We start from the raw sequence: 20,078 nt of genomic DNA, 5'->3' as shown, positions 1-20,078 counted from the left end.
GACATTTGTCATGGGTGTCATATGACATGTATGTCTACAAAAAAGAAAGGGTTTTCCTTATACTTTGAGGTAATAACATTCATTAATGAGGGGAAATGAAATATGACAAATAAACAAATGCATTTGCGTAAGCAAGTAGCTCCCTATGAGAAAGCGGATATGTGGCATAGTGTGAGACAGCTGTTGAATACGCTGTTGCCGTTTGTAGTATTATGGTTTTTAGCTTATAAAAGTCTAGCTGTTTCCTATGCATTAACGTTTCCTATTACAGTTTTAGCAGCAGGATTTTTGGTGCGTGTTTTCATCATTTTCCATGATTGCTGTCACTATTCCTTCTTTAAGAGTCGTCGTGCGAATAAAATTTTAGGAACGATTACAGGGGTATTAACGTTATTCCCATACAATCAATGGCAACATAGTCATTCCGTGCACCATGCAACAAGTGGTAACCTGGATAAACGTGGTGTTGGTGATATTTGGATGATGACGGTGGATGAGTATATTGCAGCTTCGTTTTGGACGCGTGTTGCATATCGTTTATACCGTAATCCGCTTGTTATGTTTGGCTTAGGGCCGACTTATATTTTCTTGATTACCAACCGCTTTAATCGAAAAGGCGCGCGTTGGAATGAGCGGCTGAACACATATATAACAAATATTTTAATTGCTGGTATCGTAGCTCTTTTATGCTGGACAATTGGCTGGCAGGCTTTTTTGCTTGTACAAGGGCCAATTTTCTTAATCTCAGGTGCGGCAGGTATCTGGTTATTCTATGTACAACATACGTTTGAAGATTCTTATTTTGAAGAAGATGAGAATTGGGAATATGTAAAGGCAGCGGTAGAAGGAAGCTCCTTCTATAAGCTACCGAAAATCTTACAATGGTTAACAGGTAATATTGGTTACCATCACGTGCATCACTTAAGTCCACGGGTGCCGAATTATAAACTTGAGGCAGCACATAATCATACAGAGCCTCTACAAAACGTACCAACAATTACATTAATGACGAGTCTACAATCTTTAAAGTTTCGTTTGTGGGATGAAAATACGAAACAGTTTATGACTTTTAAAGATATTAAAGCGATGCAGAGTTATAAACGAGCAAGTGTTAAGTAAAAATAAAAACAAAAATATTGGTTTTTAGATGGTAGAGAAGAACGGGCCATGTATAGTTGCGTTTAGGGTCTAAGAAGTACTCGTGCTGGGTAAGACCATAGATACTCAATGAGTGGTCTCCGTGACTGCTTGTCCTTGCTGTCTATATATTCCATACAGTATGTTAGAGAACGTGATACAATAGAGAAAAGAGTACAAGAGGTTACGTTCATGCTAAAAAAATATATGGCCTTTCAAAAAGGCGGGATTTCGCCCTATATATGGACGATTTTATGTATCCTGCCTTTTTATTTTATTTTTCAGCTTTCATCGGTTGTGCAAATTATCATTGGTGTTTTCATTACAATCTTATTTTTTATTTTCTATCGGATTGCCTTAGTTTCAACAGGATGGCCTGTGTATGTTTGGGCATTTATTTTAATCAGTATTTCTATTACCTCTACAAGTTTATTTAGCTACGTGTATTTTGCATTTTTTCTTGCTTATTTTATTGGTAATATTGCAGATCGCACAGCTTTCCTCATCATATATTTTGTGCATCTTATTAGTACGTCTGTGTCTATTAATTTTAGCATTGTCACACATGATGCGTTATTTTTAAAGCAGTTGCCATTTGTTGTTATTGTGTGGATTAGCGTAATCCTAATGCCTTTTAATATTCAAAGCAGAAAGGAAAAGGACGAGCTAGAGGAGCGTCTAGAAGATGCGAACAAACGTATTGCAGAGCTTGTCAAGTTAGAGGAACGACAACGTATTGCCCGTGACTTACATGATACACTCGGACAAAAGCTTTCACTGATTGGTTTGAAAAGTGATTTGGCACGTAAATTAATTGATAAAGATCCAGAACAAGCGCGTAATGAACTAAAGGATGTACAACGTACCGCTCGAACTGCTTTGAGCGAAGTGAGAAAAATGGTATCTTCAATGCGGGGAATTCGTTTTAAAGACGAAGTACAACGTATTAAGCAAGTGCTAGAAGCAGCCGAAATTCGTCTTATCTATGAAGGAACGTCTTTGAAGCAGGCTTCACTGCTAACAGAGAATATTTTAAGTATGTGTTTAAAAGAAGCTGTCACGAATATAGTTAAGCATAGTGGTGCGTCGGTTTGCTATATTACAGTGGAGCAATCTTGGAAGGAAATCACTCTAATCGTGAGGGATAACGGAACCTTCAAGTCACCGACATCGTACGGTGCACCTGGTTACGGACTTTCGGGAATGAGAGAGCGCTTGGAGTTTATCAACGGCGGTATGGAAATAGTAACTTCAGGTGGTACATCGTTAATCATTACAGTTCCAAACGATACGAAACAGGCCGAAAAGGAGAAGTTGAAATGATTTCCATTGTGATTGCAGAAGATCAGCAGATGTTATTAGGGGCATTCGGATCGCTTCTAAGTCTGGAAGATGATATGACAGTTGTTGGGAAAGCATCAAACGGTCAAGAAGCAGTTGAACTGGTACGGAAACATAGACCGGATATTTGTATTATGGATATTGAAATGCCGGGGAAAAGTGGGTTAGATGCAGCTGAGGAGTTAAAAGGATTAGGCTGCAAGGTTATTATTTTAACAACATTCGCACGCTCTGGCTATTTTCAACGAGCTGTACGGGCCGGCGTGAGCGGCTACTTGCTGAAAGATAGTCCAAGTGAAGAGTTGGCAAGCTCTATTCGAAGTGTAATGAATGGAAAGCGCGTATATGCGCCGGAATTGATGGATGATATGTACGGCGAAGAAAACCCATTAACCGACAGAGAAAAAGAAGTGCTAGAGCTAGTAGCGGATGGGAAAAATACAAAAGAAATTGCAGATCAGCTCAGTATTAAAACCGGTACAGTTCGTAATTATATCTCAGCGATTTTAGATAAGCTTGAAGTAAAAAATCGAATTGAAGCAATTACCCAATCAAAGGAAAAAGGGTGGTTTAAGTAAAAACATAAAGCGCTATTATGCGTTTTGTGTTTTTTTATTTAGGTTGTATTAAAGTCTGATGTTGCTAATTAGCACTTGTTGACTGGAGTGAAGGGATGAGACTAAGCGAGTTAACGGGAGGCCGCGCAGGCACATAGCGCTGAGGAGGTTCTCTGACTGCCTGGGAAAGCGAATCTCCGTAACGGAAATCAACAATGAAATTTGACAGGGTCTTTATTTAACATACTGCCGAAAGAATTCCCCTTCTTCAATTCTGTGAAGTGTGAGAAGTGGTGGGTAGTTCACGAATTGAAATCACCTAAAGTGCAAGCATGAAGAATGTAGAAAACATGATTGCGAAAACAATTATTGGTATGACAAAAGGGCTGAAGATGTAGAACAAAAACAACAGCTGGAATTCTTGCAAGAGCTCGGGTTCTATAAAATGCAGGGTAAACCAATTCCTCTAGCTGCCTTTGCACAATTACATGAAAATAGGTGTATATAAAAAACCTCCAGTCGGAGGTTTTTTATATACGTTCTTTAAAATTAACGCGTTTATTGAGCGCATACATAACTGGAATTCCAACCGTCATTACAATCAGTTCACCAGCAGCAGTCGTCAACCAAGTAAATAAAAATGGAAGATCCAGAGCCAAGTTGAGTTCCCAAGCAATAAGAAACATTGTAAAGGTAAACACAATTGTATTAAAAGTCATGCGTGCAAGAATGCTTTTTATATATCGAGCTGAGAAAATAGTAATGGAAAGCGCTAGGATGGATTGACCAACCCCGAATACTAAATCATATGCAACCATTGGTGAAAAGAATAAATTTGTTAAAAATACGCCAAGCACAATACCATAGAAGTATTTTGGGTTAAATACCACCAGATGGTTGAACATTTCTGAAATACGAAATTGGATGTTGGTAAAACCAAATGGCTGAATTAATGCAGAAACAGCAATATACAGTGCGGCTACAATACTATTCACAGCTAGTGTTTTGATACGCATATTAATCTCTCCTTAGTTTTTTATCGTGGGAGGGTTTCGAACCACGTTTTTTGTAATCAGAACATCATCGTATAACGGTATAGGCACAAGCGTCAACAGGAAATTCCATGTAAAGCGGCTACATTTCGTAGAAAGATTCTTTCCATTTTGATACAGTGAATGGTGTGATAAAATTATATTTGTATAAGTAAGACCCCGATGTGTAGAAGGAGGTTGTTTTCATTTGAGTTATAAAGCAGTGTTTTTGGATATTGACGGTACGATTTTGCCGCATGGAAAACAGATTGCTCGTGAAACAAAAGAGGCTATCGCAAGGCTGAAAGAGAAAGGCATGCATGTAGTAATTGCTACGGGGCGTGCGCCGTACTTTGCACAGCCTGTTATCGCAGATTTAGGAATCGATTCTATGATTTTTTTCAACGGTTCTTATGCGTTGCATGAAAAAAAGGTGATTCATGAAACACCTATTGATAAAAAGGTATTGGAAAAATTGCATACAAAAACAAAGGAACATCAACATCCCCTTACGTATCTAGCGGGTACAGAGTTTAGAGCAACTACATTAGAACATCCATATGTAATAGAAGCGTTTTCGCAAGATCCATGGAAGCCAGAGCTTGCTTCTCATACATTTTGGCAAGAACAACATATTTATCAATTATTTTTACATTGTGAAGCCGAAGAAGAACGCTTATATCAAAAGTATATTCCGGAGCTTGATTTCAGACGCTGGAGCCAATCCACGATGCGTACTTGTGATGTAAATTTGTCAACAGGCACAAAGGCAACGGGCATTGAAAAAATTTTAGAACGTATTGGAATTGCGCCTGATGAGGCGGTGGCATTTGGAGATGGTTTAAACGATATTGAGATGTTAACAATGGTTGGAATGGGGGTAGCAATGGGAAATGCAGCACCTGAAGTGCAAGCATATGCAAATATGGTCACTAAAACGGCAGAGGAACACGGCGTAAAGTACGGCTTAGAGAAATTGGGATTGCTGTAAATCGTTATAACAGACACTACAGTGTCAATGTGATACGATGGATGAACAGTAAAATACATATGGAGGGTTTCTATGAAAATTGAAATATGGTCTGACTTTATGTGTCCGTTTTGTTATATTGGCGAACATCGTTTAAAAGCGGCTTTAGAGCAGTTTCCGCATAAAAATAAAGTTGAATTCGTATATCGCAGCTTTGAACTAGATCCGAACGCAAAGCGTGATTATGATACGGATATTTATGGCTTATTAGCAGCAAAGTATGGCACGAGTGTAGCGCAAGCAAAAGCAATGAATGCGAATCTTGCAGAACAAGGAAAACAAGATGGTTTAACATTCAATTTCGATAACTTCGTGCCAACTAACTCGTTTGATGCTCATCGTCTCTCGCATTATGCAGCAACACAGGGTAAGATGGATGAATTTATGGAACGCGGGTTTTATGCAGGATTTACGGAAGGAAAGCATCTTGGCGATCATGAAACATTGCTTTCACTTGCTACTGAGGTAGGCTTGAATACAGAAGAAGCTGCCGCAGTTCTTGCTAGTGATGCTTTTACAAAGGAAGTTCGTGCAGATGAGCAGGAAGGCGCAGCACTTGGAATTACTGGTGTTCCATTCTTTGTCATTAATCGCAAATATGCAATTTCAGGAGCGCAGCCAACAGAACTATTTCTACAAACCCTACAAAAGGTATGGGATGAAGAACAACCCCTTACAATGATTAACGGAGCAGATAGTGCCGTTTGTACGGATGAGGGTTGTGAAGTACCTAAAAATAAAGAGAGTTAAAGAGAGTGTCCAAAGCTTTGGACACTCTCTTCTTTTTGGTAAATTTGTTAAAGTGTAATGTTGATAATGGGCACTTGTTATTGGAGTGGGAAACGAATCTTTGTGAAGTCAACAACAAACTATAATAGAGCCTTTACATGAAGCATAGTTTATGAAGATATTGCCCAATATAAAGAAAAACAAGTGAAGGGAGAGTGTGATATGAGACAAGAAGGCGGATTTGGGACACCAATTGAATCTATTGCTGTTTTGGTTGGAATGTTTCAAAAGTCTAAGGACTTTATTCGATTTTCCTTACCGGGCGCTCCTCAGATTACAATCTCCTTTTTTCGTACCATGATTAATGAGGAAACGTTGCATCGCGATGTGTTGCCACATATTCCTGCGCATGTTTCATCGCTTGTTGATGTACAAATTGCATTACCAATAGAAGCTATGGAGCTTACAACAAATATTGAGCAGATATCAAGCAAAGTATTGAACGGATATGCAATGATGGAAGATGGAAGTGACACTTGTCTTATTATCGCAATATGCAATAAAGAAGGCAGACAAATTGCAACGCCTGAAATTGAGTATAATGTGGTTGGTCCGCAAGAAGCTTTTGTAGAACTGATAGACATCAATTTAAATATGCTACGAAGAAGATTACCTACGCCCTACTTATGTGTTGAAGAATTAGAAATCGGTACACTTTCGCATACAAGAGTGGCAGTTGTTTTTATTGATGGAATTGCGAATGAAGATAATATTACACATGTAACAGATAAGCTGAAAAATATTGAGATTGATCATATTCAAGACAGTTCATATGTAATACGTATGATTGAAGATAATCCAAACTCACTCTTTCCCCAAGCCATCAACACAGAGCGGCCAGATCGAGTGGCAGGTGTCTTAGCAGAAGGGAAAATTGCTTTGTTTGTAAATGGTTCGCCTTTTGCAATTACACTACCGACCACAATAGTTGAATTTTTCTCAACATCCGAAGATTATAACTTACCTTGGATTATGGCTTCTACTTTTCGCCTATTGCGCTTGTTTTCTGTATTGTTTTCAATGTTGGCAACACCCTTGTATGTAGCGATACTTACTTATCATTATGAACTGATTCCAAAGGAATTGTTAAGAACATTAATTGCTTCTAGAAGTACCATTCCATTTCCACCGGTAATTGAAGCACTTTTTCTAGAAGTTGTCATTGAACTGCTTCGTGAGGCTGGTGCTCGCCTACCCTCTAAAGTTGCATTAACAGTTGGTATCGTAGGCGGTATCGTTATTGGACAAGCAGCGGTTGAAGCCAGTTTAACGAGCAACGTATTGATTATTATTGTAGCTTTATCTGCATTATCGTCTTTTACAACACCTATCTATAAAATTGGCAATACAATCCGTTTGATTCGCTTTCCGTTAATTTTATCTGCTCAGTTTTTGGGGATGTTTGGTATTGTATGTTTTAGCTTGTTTATGTTAACGCATTTGGTGCGAGCGCAATCGTTAGGAAGACCCTACTTAGCTCCTTTTTATCCGACAAGAATATCAGATTGGAAGGATAGCTTTGTTAGAATGCCTATTTCTTCCTTTTTTAATCGTCCTATTACAGCACGAGCTCGCTATAATGAACGATTTGATAAACAAGAGGTAGATAAGCATACGTCTAAGCCTAAAAACGATTTTACAGACTAGAAAGCAGGTGCTTCAATGAAGGAAATGCCTGTTCAATATCAAGTTTCCCCTTATTTGGTCTTTTTTTTGATTCACGCTATGCAGGTTGGTGTAGGGATGCTTGGATTTGAGCGAATTGTTGCTAAGTTTGTTGGCAACGATAGCTGGCTTAGTATATTGTTAGCTGGCTTGAGTGTGAATGTTATCATTTGGATAATGTATAAGCTAGTAAGCGGGGAGCAGAAGGATCTTATCGAAATTCATCGGGCGATATGGGGGAAATGGCTGGGAGGATTATTTAGCCTCTTCTTTTTAGGGTATCTATTTATATCAGGAACAGTTGTTTTACGTACTTATATTGAGGTGCTACAGGTTTGGATATTCTCTAACATTTCGACCTGGATCTTTGCTATTGTGTTATTAGCCTTGGCTTATTACATCGTTTCAGGCGGCTTTCGAGTTGTAGGGGGAATGGCCTTTTTTGGAATGGTCATTCCACTGTTTCTTGTTTTTACAGTGTTTTATCCGCTTGGGTATGCTGATTTTCACAATTTATTGCCCCTATTTAATCATTCTCCTATGGAAATCATCAAAGGCATGGAAGGGGCTTTATTCAGTATATTAGGTTTTGAAGTGTTTCTCATCTACTATCCCTTTGTGAAAGACGGGCAAAAGTCGCAAAAGTTTGCGCATGCGGGAGCATTTCTTACTACAGTAGGTTACACATATTTAATGATACTTTCGCTGGCTTTCTTTAGTAAAGATCAGCTTTCACAAAGTATATGGGCATATTTAAGTATGATTAAAATAATTGAATTTTCTTTTATAGAGCGATTTGAATATATCTTAATTTCATTATGGGCTTTTGTAATTCTGCCTAACTTCGTTGTTAACTTTTGGGCTGCAAGCCGAGGGTTAAAGGTACTGTTTAAAGCCAAACAAAAATACTTTCTTTGCATTCTTTTAATAGCTGCTTTACTGTTGGTGAATTGGATGGATGACCGGGAGAAAGTGAATATGATGAATACAATGGTTGGGAAGATAGGAGCAGCATTTATATATGGATATCTTCCATTGCTTCTTTTGCTTCAAACTATTAAACAAAAAATGAGGAAACAAGCATGAAACGTGGATTCATATGTTTACTTTGTGTCTTGTTAGTAGCATGTAGTCAAGCCAAAATTTTAGATGATTTATACCTAGTGCAGATTATGGGATTTGACTATCTTGGTAATCGTACATTAAAGGGAATGTTTGTGGTGTCCTTATATCGAAAAGAAAATCGTGTTCAAACGAAAGTGTTTTCTGCTACGGGTAAAACAGGAAAAGAAGCTAAGGAAAAAGCAGATTTAAAATCCGCTTTGCCTCTGGAAACGGGGCAGGTACGTGTTATTTTATTCAGCGAGGCGTTTGCTCGTCATGGCATTCAAGAAATTGTAAACACACTGGATCGAATTCCTAAAGTAGGAAACTTAGCTTATCCTGCTGTTACTGGTGGAGATTTACAAAAAATTTTGAGCAAAGAATATGACGAAGAAGAAGGAGTGGTTGAGGGGCTCTCTTCTTTATTTGAACAAGAGATTAAAACAGGAACAGTACCAAGATCTAACTTATACTTACTATCCAATAGCTTATATGATGATGCCAGAGATGCCTTCTTGCCGTACATCATGCAAGGTAAGGATAGTATTCGAATAGCTGGAATTGCTCTTTTTTATAAAGATCGAATGAGAGACATTTTGCCAGCTAAGAACATGTTTATATTTAAAGCTTTGATTGATGGTTTTAGCAATGGAGCATACAGTTTTCGGTTTAAAAATCAGTTTACAGTCATTGAAAACATTAATGCCAAAACAGATTATAAAGTGCAAAACAGTTCTGTGTTACATATAAACATGAAGGTTAAAGGGAAAATTCAAGAATTTACAGAAGAGAAAAATTTAGAGGTGCCAAAATTGGTTCGACAGATTGAAAAAGAAATGGAACAGTCGGCAAAGAAAGAAGTAGAACAGCTCATTCTTCGTTTTCAGGAAAAAGGCGTGGATCCTTTGGGACTAGGAAGAGTGTACCGAGCAAAAGATCGCAATTGGAATGAAAAGAAATGGCGCTCAGATTATGCAAACTTAAAAGTGAAGGTTCATGTACAGGTGAAGGTTGTACAATCAGGTGTTGTCGAATAACTTTGACAGGAAGCTGCATATTTCCGCGGAAATAAACAAAAACCTCAATATGCAACATATTCCACTAAGATTATTGCACAGTTTGTCGGTTCATACTAAGAATGCTTGATTCTTGATAAGGAGTGAGTGAAAATGGGCAGAGGTAAAGCATTTCACAGTAAGAAAAAAGGCCATGAACCACAGCCACCCAAGCATGCGCAAAACAATAAGGTAGCCGATGAGCATCACCTCGAAGATCTACCCGAATTGGTAACGCTCGAAGCGTATAAAAATAGCTTGAAAAAAGGATAAAAGGAGCTGCATACGCAGCTCCTTTTATCCCTATGGCAGCTCCAGCGACTACCGCCTCCGGTCTGAGAATCCTGTCCCATCAAAGGCAAAAAACGCCTTTTTGTGCCGGGAACCTCATCCCTATGTAGGTGAACAAGCAGCTTTCGCTTTTCTTAGAATACACTCCAGTTTTCTTGTGCTGCTAGCAATTCCAGGAGCTTTAGTCCGGCTACACTGTTTCCTTTGTCATCAAGTGCTGGTCCGTAAATGCCAATTCCTGCATGATCTTTTACGCAAGCAAGAATTCCTCCGGCTACACCACTTTTTGCAGGAATACCAACGCGAATTGCAAACTCTCCTGATGCATTATACATACCGCATGTAACCATAAATGTTTTGCAGATTTTTGCAATGTTAGGCGGCATAATTTGCTCCTTTGTGTAAGGATCAAATCCGTCCATCGAAAAAATAAGCCCAATGCGCGCTAAATCAATACAATGTACTTGAATGGCGCACTGCTTTGTATACAAATCCATCAACTCTTCCACATCACTATCAATGATGCCATTTTGTTTCATGTAGTAACACAGAGCACGATTAAGATGTGCTGTTTCTAATTCAGAGATAGCAACCTCTGTAGAATAGTGAATCGATGGATTGGCGCACATTGTACGAACAAAGCGCAGAATGCGGGCGATTTTCTCTTCATTAGACTCGCCGATAATCATACTAGTTACCGCAAGAGCACCTGCATTAATCATTGGATTTAAAGGCTTAGAGGGATTGGATGTCTCAAGTTTGATAATAGAGTTGAACGGATCACCCGTTGGCTCCATACCGACTTTGGAAAATACATAATCTTGTCCACGATCCATCAATGCAAGAGCTAATGTGATGACCTTGGAGATACTTTGCAGTGTAAAGCTTACCTCAGCATTGCCAGCGGAGATACAATGATGCTCCTTATCATAGATAGCAATCCCAATATCATTTGGATTGGCAGTTGCAAGGGCAGGTATGTATGTCGCTACCTTACCGCTACTTGTATATGCTTGTACTTGCTCTAACAGGGTAGGTAGGTTATTCATTTGTAAGTTAATCATGTGTATCACCTCAAATTTCTCATCGTATCAGATGGAGTGTATGGTCTATTTTATACGAACAGCTATATTACGTGTTCTTGCGTTTTATTATACGATAATAAATTATGCAAAGACAGATAACTATTTTTGGTAAAACGCTTTCATTCGTAAACCAAATGAAGCTTGTCTGTATACATTGTTAAAGTGGATATCAGGTTGTCCATACAACATGAGTATAGGAAGAAGGATATGTGCTTTATTCATGCATATTGGTGCAAGCTTGCAAAAGTATTTAAGCAACAATTAAAGCAATTTTTTCAAGAGGTTTTACATGGAGCGGAGATTGCTGCCTTGATTCGTAATAATACGAAAATTGTAGTAGAAGAGGTTATTGCATCAATTCTTTTTAAAAAGACGATTTGTACGGTCTTACAAGAATGTCAAGTCCCGGCATTTCAGGAAGTAGCAGAACGGTTGCTGAATCAGAAAGTAGAAATTACTACAGCAGCAGGTGTTTTAACAGGAGTAATTGTATTGGCTGCATCCGACTATTTGGAGCTTGCGGAATTCACAGGTACAACCATACTTCTTTCTTAATAACAGTATTATATCTATTCGTGAGTAATAAGAAAGTAGAGAGCATATCTTTTGCGCAAGCGCTTGGAAATGATGTAGGACGAGCTCTTGGAGCGAGAGAAGCAACTTTTATTATTTCTTGGTTGAATATTTTATTGCATACGTAAGTGCTACCCACCTTGAGGAGGATGACTTTACTAGGACTGCATACACAGAGATCTTGAGAAAAAACAAAGGTAGAGTCAAATGCAAGAAGCGTGTATACTAAATATAACGACATTTTTTGTAAATAAATGTTTAATGAAATACAAGAAAACCGAGAGGGAAACGCATTGTTATAGAAGAAGTATAATCATATGAGCCATACAGAAGGGTATTTTTCAAAATATCCATATTCAATAGAGATAGTTATACCAAAAGAGAAATAACAACGTGTTATTGCACAAGATTTCTGGGAAAAGTATAATGATAAAATATGAGGATACAGTAAAGCTTCTAATGATAAACGTATTTCTCTACAGTTATTTGATAAAATTTAACAGGGCAATGAAAGGAATTTTCAACGGTATAAATGGTAGCTCGTTCATGCGAACACAGGTATATCCACGATAGATACATAACCGCTACAGAGCGGGATAGAAGAACAAAACGGGAGTGGATTTGTTTGGGTAAAAATCTGAAAGTGTTGATTCTAACAGCACATTACGGAAATGGTCATGTGCAGGTTGCTAAAACACTTGAACAGACATTCCGTCAAAAAGGTATTGAAGATGTTATTGTATGCGATTTATTTGCTGAATCACATCCAGTTTTGACGGATATTACAAAATACCTATATTTAAAAAGCTATACTATTGGTAAAGAATTATATCGCCTTTTTTACTATGGTGTAGAAAAGATTTATGATAAAAAAATTGCTTCCTGGTATGCCAATTTTGGTAGGAAGCGTTTGAAGAATATATTACAGGCAGAAAAACCTCATGTTGTTATCAATACGTTTCCTATTATTGCCGTTCCCGAATTGAAACGACAAACAGGGTTCTCTATTCCGGTTTATAATGTGCTAACGGATTTCTGTTTGCATAAAATATGGGTACACCGAGGTGTAGATCGCTATTTTGTAGCGACAGATTATATAAAAAAAAGGATCGAGAATATTGGAATTTCTCGTAATTGTGTCACAGTGACAGGTATTCCTATTAGACAGGCTTTTGAAGCGGATACAATCGTACAATGCACCCATGAAAAATATGGCTTAGACCCGAATAAAAAAACATTGTTAATTGTTGCGGGTGCTCATGGTGTTCTTGGAGATGTGAAAGAGTTATGTACCTTATTTACGACAATTTCCAATCTGCAGGTTGCAGTTGTGTGTGGTAAAAATGCCCTATTATTTGAGGATCTTACTAAACTGAGTGAAGAAGTACCATCGCTAAAAGTATTCGGCTATGTCGAAGATATTCATGAATTGTTTCGCATTACAACATGCATGATCACAAAGCCTGGTGGCATTACATTAAGTGAAGCAGCGGCGTCTCAATTGCCATTGGTATTGTACAAGCCAGTCCCAGGCCAAGAGAGTGAGAATGCACGTTATTTTGAAGAAAAAGGTGCCGCAATTGTGGTGAGAGAAGAAGAAGATATTTATGTAAAAACAAAAGCATTGCTACAAAATGATCAGGCACTGAAGCAAATGAGAGAATCTCTGAAGCAAATTCACCAACCACATGCAGCCATGAGTATTGTGGATATGATTTTGGCTGAAAATGCAATTCCTCAGAGAGTGTTATTGCCTGTAACATAAACCAAAGCACAAAATCTTTTTTTGCAGTTAGAAGAGCAGATGGTATCTTATGTTTGATTAACCACGAAAAGCATATGGTTCGGTGCTAAGAAGTCATACATCATGTATTATATGAGTTGAGCAGCAATCTATGCTGCTCTTTTCAATGCTTTTCGCTAGAGGTTTGCATGGTCATTCATCAAAGTCGAGCACATACAGCTTTCACAACGCCAAAATGATAAACAGGGTGCTCCATGAGAATACGGACACCCTGTTTATTAACGATATGAAATAGGCTCTTTTATTCACAAGTAGAGCGGTTTCAATTAGCTGTATAGTCGAAATATTAACAATAAAGTCCACATCATCCACAATGCTAGGCATTATATCCACAATTTTTTTATAACATACTACAAATCACCTGTTGATATGATTGAATTCCCTAAAAGTTATGCACAATTTTAAAAAATGTGGAAAAAGTTATGCACAAAAACCCCGAGAGCGGGGTTTTTGTGTTAATAAATACCACCGGGCTTGAATCCTGCTGCCCGATCTGCTTTTTTAAACTCTTTTTGATAGAGAACTTCTTGTGCTGCAGATAGTTTTCCTCTGGATTTCTCACGTTTTTTCTTATCCATTTTGTTTCACCTCTGGCATCAGAATTATTACATAGTTTTTCCAATGAAAGAGGGAACTATACGTTTTATGCTTCTTTTAATTGGTGAATTGTTTCGTGAATACCACCTTCACGCAATGTGTGAAGCGTATATAAATCTTTAGAGATTTCGTATAAATTATAGACATCGCCTTGCGCATTAATCTGATTATAAACAGATGGTCTCGTTTCATTAGCTAATGTAACATATGGCAATTTTTCGGCAGCCTTAATAGACCTTACATTGTGTTTACGAATGCGCATAAAAATAGTATCAATGCCAAGCTCGTAAAAAACCTCATGGAAAAAAGCGTCTTTAGCGGGCTTGTTATACCCCTGGCCGTGATAAGGCTTGCCTAGCCATGTACCAAGAAAACCAGCATTATCTTCCACGTCAAATAAAGTGATGGTACCTATGGCATTACCCCATTCGTCCAAAATTGTACGGGAAATCAGTTCTCCTCGCTCTTCGGCTTCAATTGTTTGCTTTGTTAAAAATAGGAATTCCTCATAAGAATATGCTTTTTGACGCACAAAGGGGAAGACATCCGGATGCGCCATCAATTCATATAGAACATGACATTCTTGTAGGTCGCGTTTTTTTAACATTCTACATCCTCCTCGCATGAGGGCAGAATGCTAGCAAAGCAAACCCACCCTCGAAATTTTTTAATAGAGCTCACAAAAAATTTCGGGGTGGGAATCGAACCCACTAGAACCAGTCTTGCTGGTGGCGCACCATTTGCCTTCCCCATCGGTCAATTTGAAATATTAGAACACGATACAAATTGATCATGGTTTCATTCATTTATATTCGTATGATACTTCATCTGATTAAAAAAAGAAACTAGTTTTATTTATTTTTTTTGTAAATAATTTTTCCATCTATCATTGTCAAAACTGGTTTTGCCAAGTAGTGGAAAGGATGGTGTGTCCACAGTACCAAATCAGCATCTTTTCCTATTTCTATACTACCAATCCGGTGGGACAGCTTTAAGTTTCTAGCAGGATTAATAGTAATCCCTTCTAGTGCAGTTTGTTCATCCAAACCTTCTCGGACAGCCAAAGCTGCGCAAACATTTAAATATTGAATAGGTGTATATGGATGATCGGTTGTAATGGATACTTCTATACCGTGATTCACAAGTGTTTCATATGTTTTCCAGGTTTTATTTTTTAATTCTATTTTTGATTTTCTTGTTAAAGTAGGACCAACACATACTTGTAGATTGCGTCCCTCTAGTTCATCCGCTATTAAATGTCCTTCTGTACAGTGCTCAATGCGTAAATCCAAATCAAATTCATCCGCAAGGCGTACAGCAGATAAGATATCATCGGCTCTATGCGCATGAATACGCACTGGAATCTCTCTATTTAAAGCCTGGATAAGCGGTCTCATTCTAAAGTCGGCGGCACTGCCGTATTGCTGTGCAGTATATAATGCCTCTCGAAGCATACCCATAATTCCCATTCTTGTAATGGATTCTTTGTTTCCATGACTGTGGATACGTTTTGGATTTTCGCCAAGCGCCATTTTTAACCCAGCAGGTTCTTGAATAATCATGGCATCTACACTTTTTCCTGCTGTTTTTAAAACACATGTTGTACCGCCAATCACATTTTGACTACCAGGCATGACGTGTGCTGTTGTAATGCCGCTTTGAATAGCATCTTGAAAAGCAATGTCTAGCGCATGAATACCATCCATTGAACGAATATGAGGCGTGAGGACCTCGGCTGTTTCATTGGCATCATTTCCTGCCCAGCCGGTTCCTTCGTCATATAGACCAAGATGTGTATGAACATCGATAAAGCCGGGAAACAAATATAAACCTCTTGCATCAATAAGCTGCATATGTTCCGAGGCAACGATAGAAGGAGCTATTTCTACTATTTTTCCTTGATGCACCAATACATCTCCCTGAAATTTAGGTGATGTAATCGGATAAATTGTCGCGTACTTGAATAAAATCTTCATCATAAACCCCTAACTCAAAATTGTTGATAGTGCAATCTCTAAATCCTTGTATGTGTGCGTATAGCCGTGCTCTATAGCTTTTTGTGGAAGGGCTTTTTGCCCTTCTAGCACAAGTATACTCATTTCACCAAGGGCCAGTTTTAGAGCCAATGCGGGAGCTGGTAGCCAATGCGGCCTATGAATGATTTTTGCAATAGTTTTACCGAACTCTTTCATTGTTACCGGATGGGGGGCGGTTATGTTAACAGGACCTGATATATCCTGATGATTTAAACAAAAGGAAATCATATTTGTAACATCATCTATATGCACCCAAGATAGCCATTGCTTACCAGACCCTACTGTACCGCCTGCAAATAGACGATAAGGGAGGATTATTTTAGACAAAGCACCTCCTGCACCAAGCACGATACCAAAGCGAGCTAGCACAGTGCGCATTCCTAATTCTTCTGCCTTTCGCGCTTCTTTCTCCCATAATTCTACAGTTGTTGCTAAGAAATCCTGACCAGGTTTATCAAGTTCGGTAAATGTTTGAGTCAAAGAAGTTCCATAATATCCAATGGCACTGGCATTTATGAAAATTTTGGGACGTTCCGAAAGAGAAGCAAGCTGCCGAAGTATACCTTGCGTAGTAGAGAGACGGCTGTTGAGAATTTGCTGTTTTTTTGTTTCAGTCCAGCGTCCGCTATTTAGGGATTCGCCTGCTAGATTAATGACTGCATCAACGGCGGGGAGTGGAAATAAATTATCTGCTGCATTCCACTTAACATAAGTAATTCCATCATGTGCTGTTCTATCAGATCTGGTAAGTACAAATACAGCATGATCCCTACTGATAAGATGAGTGGCAAGGGCCTTACCAATAAAACCAGTACCCCCTGAGATAGCAATCTTCATCAAACATTCCTCCTTATTATGTATATGAAATGAAAAGAATTTTGAGATGCGTTACAATGGGTTTATAAATAAAAAACTTTCCTTCTTTATGGCTCATGTAACAGAATGAAAAGCAGCTTTTATTGTTGTGATTGTAAACTTTTATACAGCGGGGTGAAGCATGGGTATTATTACGAAAATTCAAGCGCAAAAGCAAATGAAGGAGCGTTATAACATTTATTTAGATGACGGTACTGGTGAGCGATATGCTTTTAGTGTGGATGAGCATACTCTCGTTAAACATGGGCTCCGCAAGGATATGGAAATTGATGAGCTTGCACTCAGTGAGATTATATATGATGAAGAAATTCGTAAGGCTTACTTACATGCTGTTTCGTATTTATCTTATCAAATGCGCACGGCGTACGAAGTAACCGAGCAACTTCGTAAAAAAGAATTTGGTGAAGTTGCCATTCGTGAAGTGATCTCGAAGCTCAAAAAAGACGGTTATATTAATGACCGTGAGTATGCGATGGCATACGTTCGGACGCAAAGCAATGTATCTAAAAAAGGACCTGAATTAATTTCACGCGAGCTAGAGGCAAAAGGTGTTTCTAAAGATATCATTACAATCAGTTTACATGAATATCCTGTGCACAGGCAAATTGAAAACGCTATAGAGTGGTGCGAAAAAAAGGGAAAAACCTATCGTAATTTATCTCAGCTGCAAATAAAGAAAAAGCTAGACGAGCTGCTTATCCGAAAAGGATACGCGCCATCTATTATTGCAGAAGCAACTGCAGCGATTACGTTAGATGATTCAGATGATGAGATTGTTTTATATCAAGCGCGTAAATATCATGAAAAGTATAAGAAGCATGATAAATATACGTACGTAATGAAAATGAAGCAAAGCTTGTATCGTAAAGGATTCAGTATGGATATAATCGAACAGGCAATTAGTCAATTAGCTGAGGAAGAGTGAAGGAGGAGTATATATGCAAAAAAGATATAGTGAAATGACACCAATGGAATTGCAACGTGAAATTGGGATATTGAAAGAGAAAGCTATCAAAGCGGAGCAAATGGGTATGTCCAATGAATATGAAGTATTGGTACGAAAAATGGCGATGGCTAAAGCATATATGATAGATATTAATCAGTTCGCAGTTGGAAAAACCTATGAATTGACAGAAGAGCCAGGAGTTTTTTTTACCATTACTTATTTTAACGGTGTATTTGCATGGGGACATAAGGGAAATGATACAGAAGAGATTGGAATTCCTATTTCACTCTTGCGCTTGCCTGAATGATAGCAAAGAATACCGAAGAAGGAATACTTCTCCGGTATGATGAATTAAAAGCGGTGGGCTTTTGCGTTACTTTTTAAAATAATGGTGTTTTGTGTTTCTTGTGTTTGCCCATTTACTTGTGATTTCTGACGCTTAGGGCGGGTCCATGTATGGTTGAACTTTGCAGAACGGGAATCCAAATGATTACGGTAGCTCATCTTTGTCACCTCACGCGTAGTCGTAAATTTATACTTCTTTTTGATTCGCAGCGCGCATGCGCTCTTGCGGATGAGTATTAATTGTACCGTTTGGTCGCTTAGATGCAAAGCGAGCCTTTGCTTTTGGTTGACCGTCGATTTTACTATTGTTCCGTTTTTCTGAATACGCTTCTGTTCCTTTGCCCAAGAGGAAAACCCCTTCCACACGAATTTGATACTACTCGAGTATCACCTATAGAATGTGTTAGTATTGGTTTTGTTATGTAAGAAGAAAGGCTTTAAAAATTACCAAGGAAGTGAATCACATGAATGATATATATGAGAAGCTGACACATGTACTGCTGGAGAAAAATGCAAATCTTTCATATGCGCAGGCACGTGCATGGGTTGAGTTATTGTGGGAAGATACTGAGGCAACATATGCTAAAAGCGGCCGTTATAACGGGCCAGAAATGACAGAAAGGCTGGTAAATACATGGATTCATAATCATGGTGCACAACTTCATCTTGTCCAGTCGAAAAACCCACGCTTTCAGGAACTACTCAATAGAGACGATTATCTTAAACATTAAACCCTTGCTTAGCAAGGGTTTTAATTTGGAACAAGCTGTAATTTTTTACGAAGCTTTTCTTCGCTAAAAATCCATCCGGTGTAAGAGCTCACAACTTGTAAGTGTTTATCCAGCTGTACAATGGCCACAAATGGATAATAATCTTTACTTCGATAACGTAAATCAATAAAGCGTACTTCGTAATGGTCATCAAATTCAAATAAATCCCAACGATACACAGGTGAAAAAGATAAAAATGCTGAGATATTTTGATCTTTTAAAGCAGCATGCATCACTGGGTTATCAGGTAATGGTATTCGTTCAAACTTGTCATGGGTAAGAATGTTGCCACGATGAAAACGTGCTACGTAAAAGAATTTATCTGTAACAATAGCTAAGTGATAATGATAAAAGCGATATGTTGGAGAAATAATTACTTGCTCTACATTTGCAAATTTTTTCTTTACTACACTGTGTACATTTTGTCTCATTACAATGCGACCAATATAATACAAGATGGTCACTGCATAAGCAAACAGCGCTGTATATCCTTTATTTGCCCCTATAGCGATAAGTACTACTCCTAAAGCGTGAATAGAAAAAATAACAGCATCAAATGTATTAATTACACCTAAAGCGACCCATTTTTTCGTAAATGGACGTAATGCTTGTGTGCCGTAAGCATTAAAGATATCAACAAATACGTGTAGAAACACGGCAATAAATGACCAAAGTAACAAATGCCCATAGGGGGAAGATGGAAATATAAGATGAGAAAACCAGCTTACAAGCAAGGTCCATAATAATACGGCTGGAATGGAATGGGTAATTCCTCTATGGTTGCGGATATATTTAGCGTTGTTCCGCAGTTTTAATACGGTGTCAACATCGGGAATATTAGAGCCGACAATGGTGGCAAGCATGACAGCTTGCGTACCCATATTACTTTGCGCAATGGCAGGATCAAGCGTAGCCAAACCGCCCAATGTAATCCCCATGACCAAGTGAGTGGCTGTATCCATAACAAAACCTCCTTGTTGCGCTTTTTTCTACTGTATCGTGTTATAGGCAGGCGAGCAAGTCATTTGCCTATAATTTCCGCATGA

At 38.4% G+C, this 20,078-nt stretch carries 23 protein-coding genes and 1 riboswitch; of the genes, 14 read left to right on the top strand and 9 right to left on the bottom strand.

Annotated elements, in window-relative coordinates:
- Positions 1-102: 102 nt before the first annotated feature.
- The 3 genes from desA to EEJ45_RS15535 all read left to right on the top strand — a co-directional run bounded on the left by desA (position 103) and on the right by EEJ45_RS15535 (position 3,056).
- On the top strand, positions 103-1,119 hold the full coding sequence (desA, locus tag EEJ45_RS15545) for a Delta(5) desaturase DesA (RefSeq protein ID WP_124565721.1): 1,017 nt from the start codon (positions 103-105) through the stop codon (positions 1,117-1,119).
- Between the two features lie 210 nt (positions 1,120-1,329).
- Positions 1,330-2,460: a sensor histidine kinase gene (locus EEJ45_RS15540; protein ID WP_124565720.1), complete on the top strand. Its 1,131-nt coding sequence runs from the start codon at positions 1,330-1,332 to the stop codon at positions 2,458-2,460.
- Positions 2,457-3,056, top strand: a complete 600-nt coding sequence (locus tag EEJ45_RS15535) for a response regulator transcription factor (RefSeq protein WP_124565719.1) — start codon at positions 2,457-2,459, stop codon at positions 3,054-3,056. Before EEJ45_RS15540 ends, EEJ45_RS15535 begins: the two co-directional genes overlap by 4 nt.
- A 509-nt stretch (positions 3,057-3,565) precedes the next feature.
- Here the strand turns inward: EEJ45_RS15535 and EEJ45_RS15530 are convergent.
- A complete protein-coding gene (locus tag EEJ45_RS15530; protein WP_124565718.1) occupies positions 3,566-4,051 on the bottom strand; it encodes a QueT transporter family protein in 486 nt (161 codons plus the stop codon).
- A 6-nt stretch (positions 4,052-4,057) separates the two neighbouring features.
- Positions 4,058-4,102, bottom strand: a riboswitch (PreQ1 riboswitch).
- A gap of 172 nt (positions 4,103-4,274) precedes the next feature.
- On the opposite strand from EEJ45_RS15530, the gene EEJ45_RS15525 reads away from it, so the two are divergent.
- From EEJ45_RS15525 to EEJ45_RS18505, 6 genes are all read left to right on the top strand, one after another.
- A complete protein-coding gene (locus EEJ45_RS15525; protein ID WP_124565717.1) occupies positions 4,275-5,057 on the top strand; it encodes a Cof-type HAD-IIB family hydrolase in 783 nt (260 codons plus the stop codon).
- A gap of 72 nt (positions 5,058-5,129) precedes the next feature.
- A complete protein-coding gene (locus tag EEJ45_RS15520) occupies positions 5,130-5,846 on the top strand; it encodes a DsbA family oxidoreductase (protein ID WP_124565716.1) in 717 nt (238 codons plus the stop codon).
- Positions 5,847-6,047: 201 nt separating this feature from the next.
- Positions 6,048-7,532 (top strand): spore germination protein, encoded by a 1,485-nt coding sequence (locus EEJ45_RS15515; RefSeq protein ID WP_124565715.1) that lies wholly within the window; start codon positions 6,048-6,050, stop codon positions 7,530-7,532.
- 15 nt (positions 7,533-7,547) lie between these two features.
- Positions 7,548-8,636: a GerAB/ArcD/ProY family transporter gene (locus EEJ45_RS15510; protein WP_124565714.1), complete on the top strand. Its 1,089-nt coding sequence runs from the start codon at positions 7,548-7,550 to the stop codon at positions 8,634-8,636.
- Positions 8,633-9,691, top strand: coding sequence for a Ger(x)C family spore germination protein (locus EEJ45_RS15505; RefSeq protein WP_124565713.1), 1,059 nt, complete (start codon positions 8,633-8,635; stop codon positions 9,689-9,691). The genes EEJ45_RS15510 and EEJ45_RS15505 overlap by 4 nt, the downstream gene beginning before the upstream one ends.
- 132 nt (positions 9,692-9,823) lie before the next feature.
- A complete protein-coding gene (locus EEJ45_RS18505; RefSeq protein WP_164464309.1) occupies positions 9,824-9,982 on the top strand; it encodes a hypothetical protein in 159 nt (52 codons plus the stop codon).
- A gap of 152 nt (positions 9,983-10,134) precedes the next feature.
- Here EEJ45_RS18505 and glsA read toward each other — a convergent pair whose 3' ends face one another.
- Positions 10,135-11,064: a glutaminase A gene (gene glsA / locus EEJ45_RS15500; RefSeq protein ID WP_124565712.1), complete on the bottom strand. Its 930-nt coding sequence runs from the start codon at positions 11,062-11,064 to the stop codon at positions 10,135-10,137.
- 228 nt (positions 11,065-11,292) lie between these two features.
- Here glsA and EEJ45_RS15495 point away from each other — a divergent pair, with 228 nt between their 5' ends.
- Together EEJ45_RS15495 and EEJ45_RS15490 are read left to right on the top strand one after the other, a co-directional pair.
- Positions 11,293-11,640 (top strand): DUF2642 domain-containing protein, encoded by a 348-nt coding sequence (locus EEJ45_RS15495; protein WP_124565711.1) that lies wholly within the window; start codon positions 11,293-11,295, stop codon positions 11,638-11,640.
- A gap of 643 nt (positions 11,641-12,283) precedes the next feature.
- Positions 12,284-13,423: a diglucosyl diacylglycerol synthase gene (locus tag EEJ45_RS15490; RefSeq protein ID WP_124565710.1), complete on the top strand. Its 1,140-nt coding sequence runs from the start codon at positions 12,284-12,286 to the stop codon at positions 13,421-13,423.
- A gap of 494 nt (positions 13,424-13,917) precedes the next feature.
- On the opposite strand, the gene EEJ45_RS15485 is transcribed toward EEJ45_RS15490, so the two are convergent.
- The 4 genes from EEJ45_RS15485 to EEJ45_RS15470 all read right to left on the bottom strand — a co-directional run bounded on the left by EEJ45_RS15485 (position 13,918) and on the right by EEJ45_RS15470 (position 16,932).
- Positions 13,918-14,040, bottom strand: coding sequence for a YfhE family protein (locus EEJ45_RS15485; protein WP_124565709.1), 123 nt, complete (start codon positions 14,038-14,040; stop codon positions 13,918-13,920).
- 65 nt (positions 14,041-14,105) lie between these two features.
- Entirely contained in the window at positions 14,106-14,666 is a 561-nt protein-coding gene (locus EEJ45_RS15480; protein WP_124565708.1) for a GNAT family N-acetyltransferase, read from the bottom strand.
- 244 nt (positions 14,667-14,910) lie between these two features.
- On the bottom strand, positions 14,911-16,035 hold the full coding sequence (locus tag EEJ45_RS15475) for an amidohydrolase (RefSeq protein WP_124565734.1): 1,125 nt from the start codon (positions 16,033-16,035) through the stop codon (positions 14,911-14,913).
- A 9-nt stretch (positions 16,036-16,044) separates the two neighbouring features.
- Positions 16,045-16,932: a TIGR01777 family oxidoreductase gene (locus EEJ45_RS15470; protein WP_124565707.1), complete on the bottom strand. Its 888-nt coding sequence runs from the start codon at positions 16,930-16,932 to the stop codon at positions 16,045-16,047.
- Between the two features lie 160 nt (positions 16,933-17,092).
- Here EEJ45_RS15470 and recX point away from each other — a divergent pair, with 160 nt between their 5' ends.
- Together recX and EEJ45_RS15460 are read left to right on the top strand one after the other, a co-directional pair.
- The gene (gene recX / locus EEJ45_RS15465) at positions 17,093-17,896 is read left to right on the top strand and encodes a recombination regulator RecX (protein WP_124565706.1); all 804 of its coding nucleotides are present in this window, start codon (positions 17,093-17,095) and stop codon (positions 17,894-17,896) included.
- 13 nt (positions 17,897-17,909) lie between these two features.
- The gene (locus EEJ45_RS15460; protein WP_124565705.1) at positions 17,910-18,224 is read left to right on the top strand and encodes a YfhH family protein; all 315 of its coding nucleotides are present in this window, start codon (positions 17,910-17,912) and stop codon (positions 18,222-18,224) included.
- A 44-nt stretch (positions 18,225-18,268) separates the two neighbouring features.
- On the opposite strand, the gene EEJ45_RS15455 is transcribed toward EEJ45_RS15460, so the two are convergent.
- Positions 18,269-18,421 (bottom strand): YpzG family protein, encoded by a 153-nt coding sequence (locus EEJ45_RS15455; RefSeq protein WP_124565704.1) that lies wholly within the window; start codon positions 18,419-18,421, stop codon positions 18,269-18,271.
- Between the two features lie 28 nt (positions 18,422-18,449).
- The gene (locus EEJ45_RS15450) at positions 18,450-18,608 is read right to left on the bottom strand and encodes a small, acid-soluble spore protein K (protein ID WP_124565703.1); all 159 of its coding nucleotides are present in this window, start codon (positions 18,606-18,608) and stop codon (positions 18,450-18,452) included.
- A 118-nt stretch (positions 18,609-18,726) separates the two neighbouring features.
- On the opposite strand from EEJ45_RS15450, the gene EEJ45_RS15445 reads away from it, so the two are divergent.
- The gene (locus EEJ45_RS15445) at positions 18,727-18,993 is read left to right on the top strand and encodes a YfhJ family protein (RefSeq protein WP_124565702.1); all 267 of its coding nucleotides are present in this window, start codon (positions 18,727-18,729) and stop codon (positions 18,991-18,993) included.
- Between the two features lie 20 nt (positions 18,994-19,013).
- Here EEJ45_RS15445 and EEJ45_RS15440 read toward each other — a convergent pair whose 3' ends face one another.
- Positions 19,014-19,994, bottom strand: coding sequence for a metal-dependent hydrolase (locus tag EEJ45_RS15440; RefSeq protein WP_124565701.1), 981 nt, complete (start codon positions 19,992-19,994; stop codon positions 19,014-19,016).
- Positions 19,995-20,078 lie beyond the last annotated feature (84 nt).

It is taken from the genome of Ectobacillus antri (assembly GCF_003852715.1).
Lineage (GTDB): Bacteria > Bacillota > Bacilli > Bacillales > Bacillaceae_G > Ectobacillus > Ectobacillus antri.
Note: the sequence above shows the minus strand (reverse complement) of the source record. Positions and strands in the feature narration are given on the sequence as shown.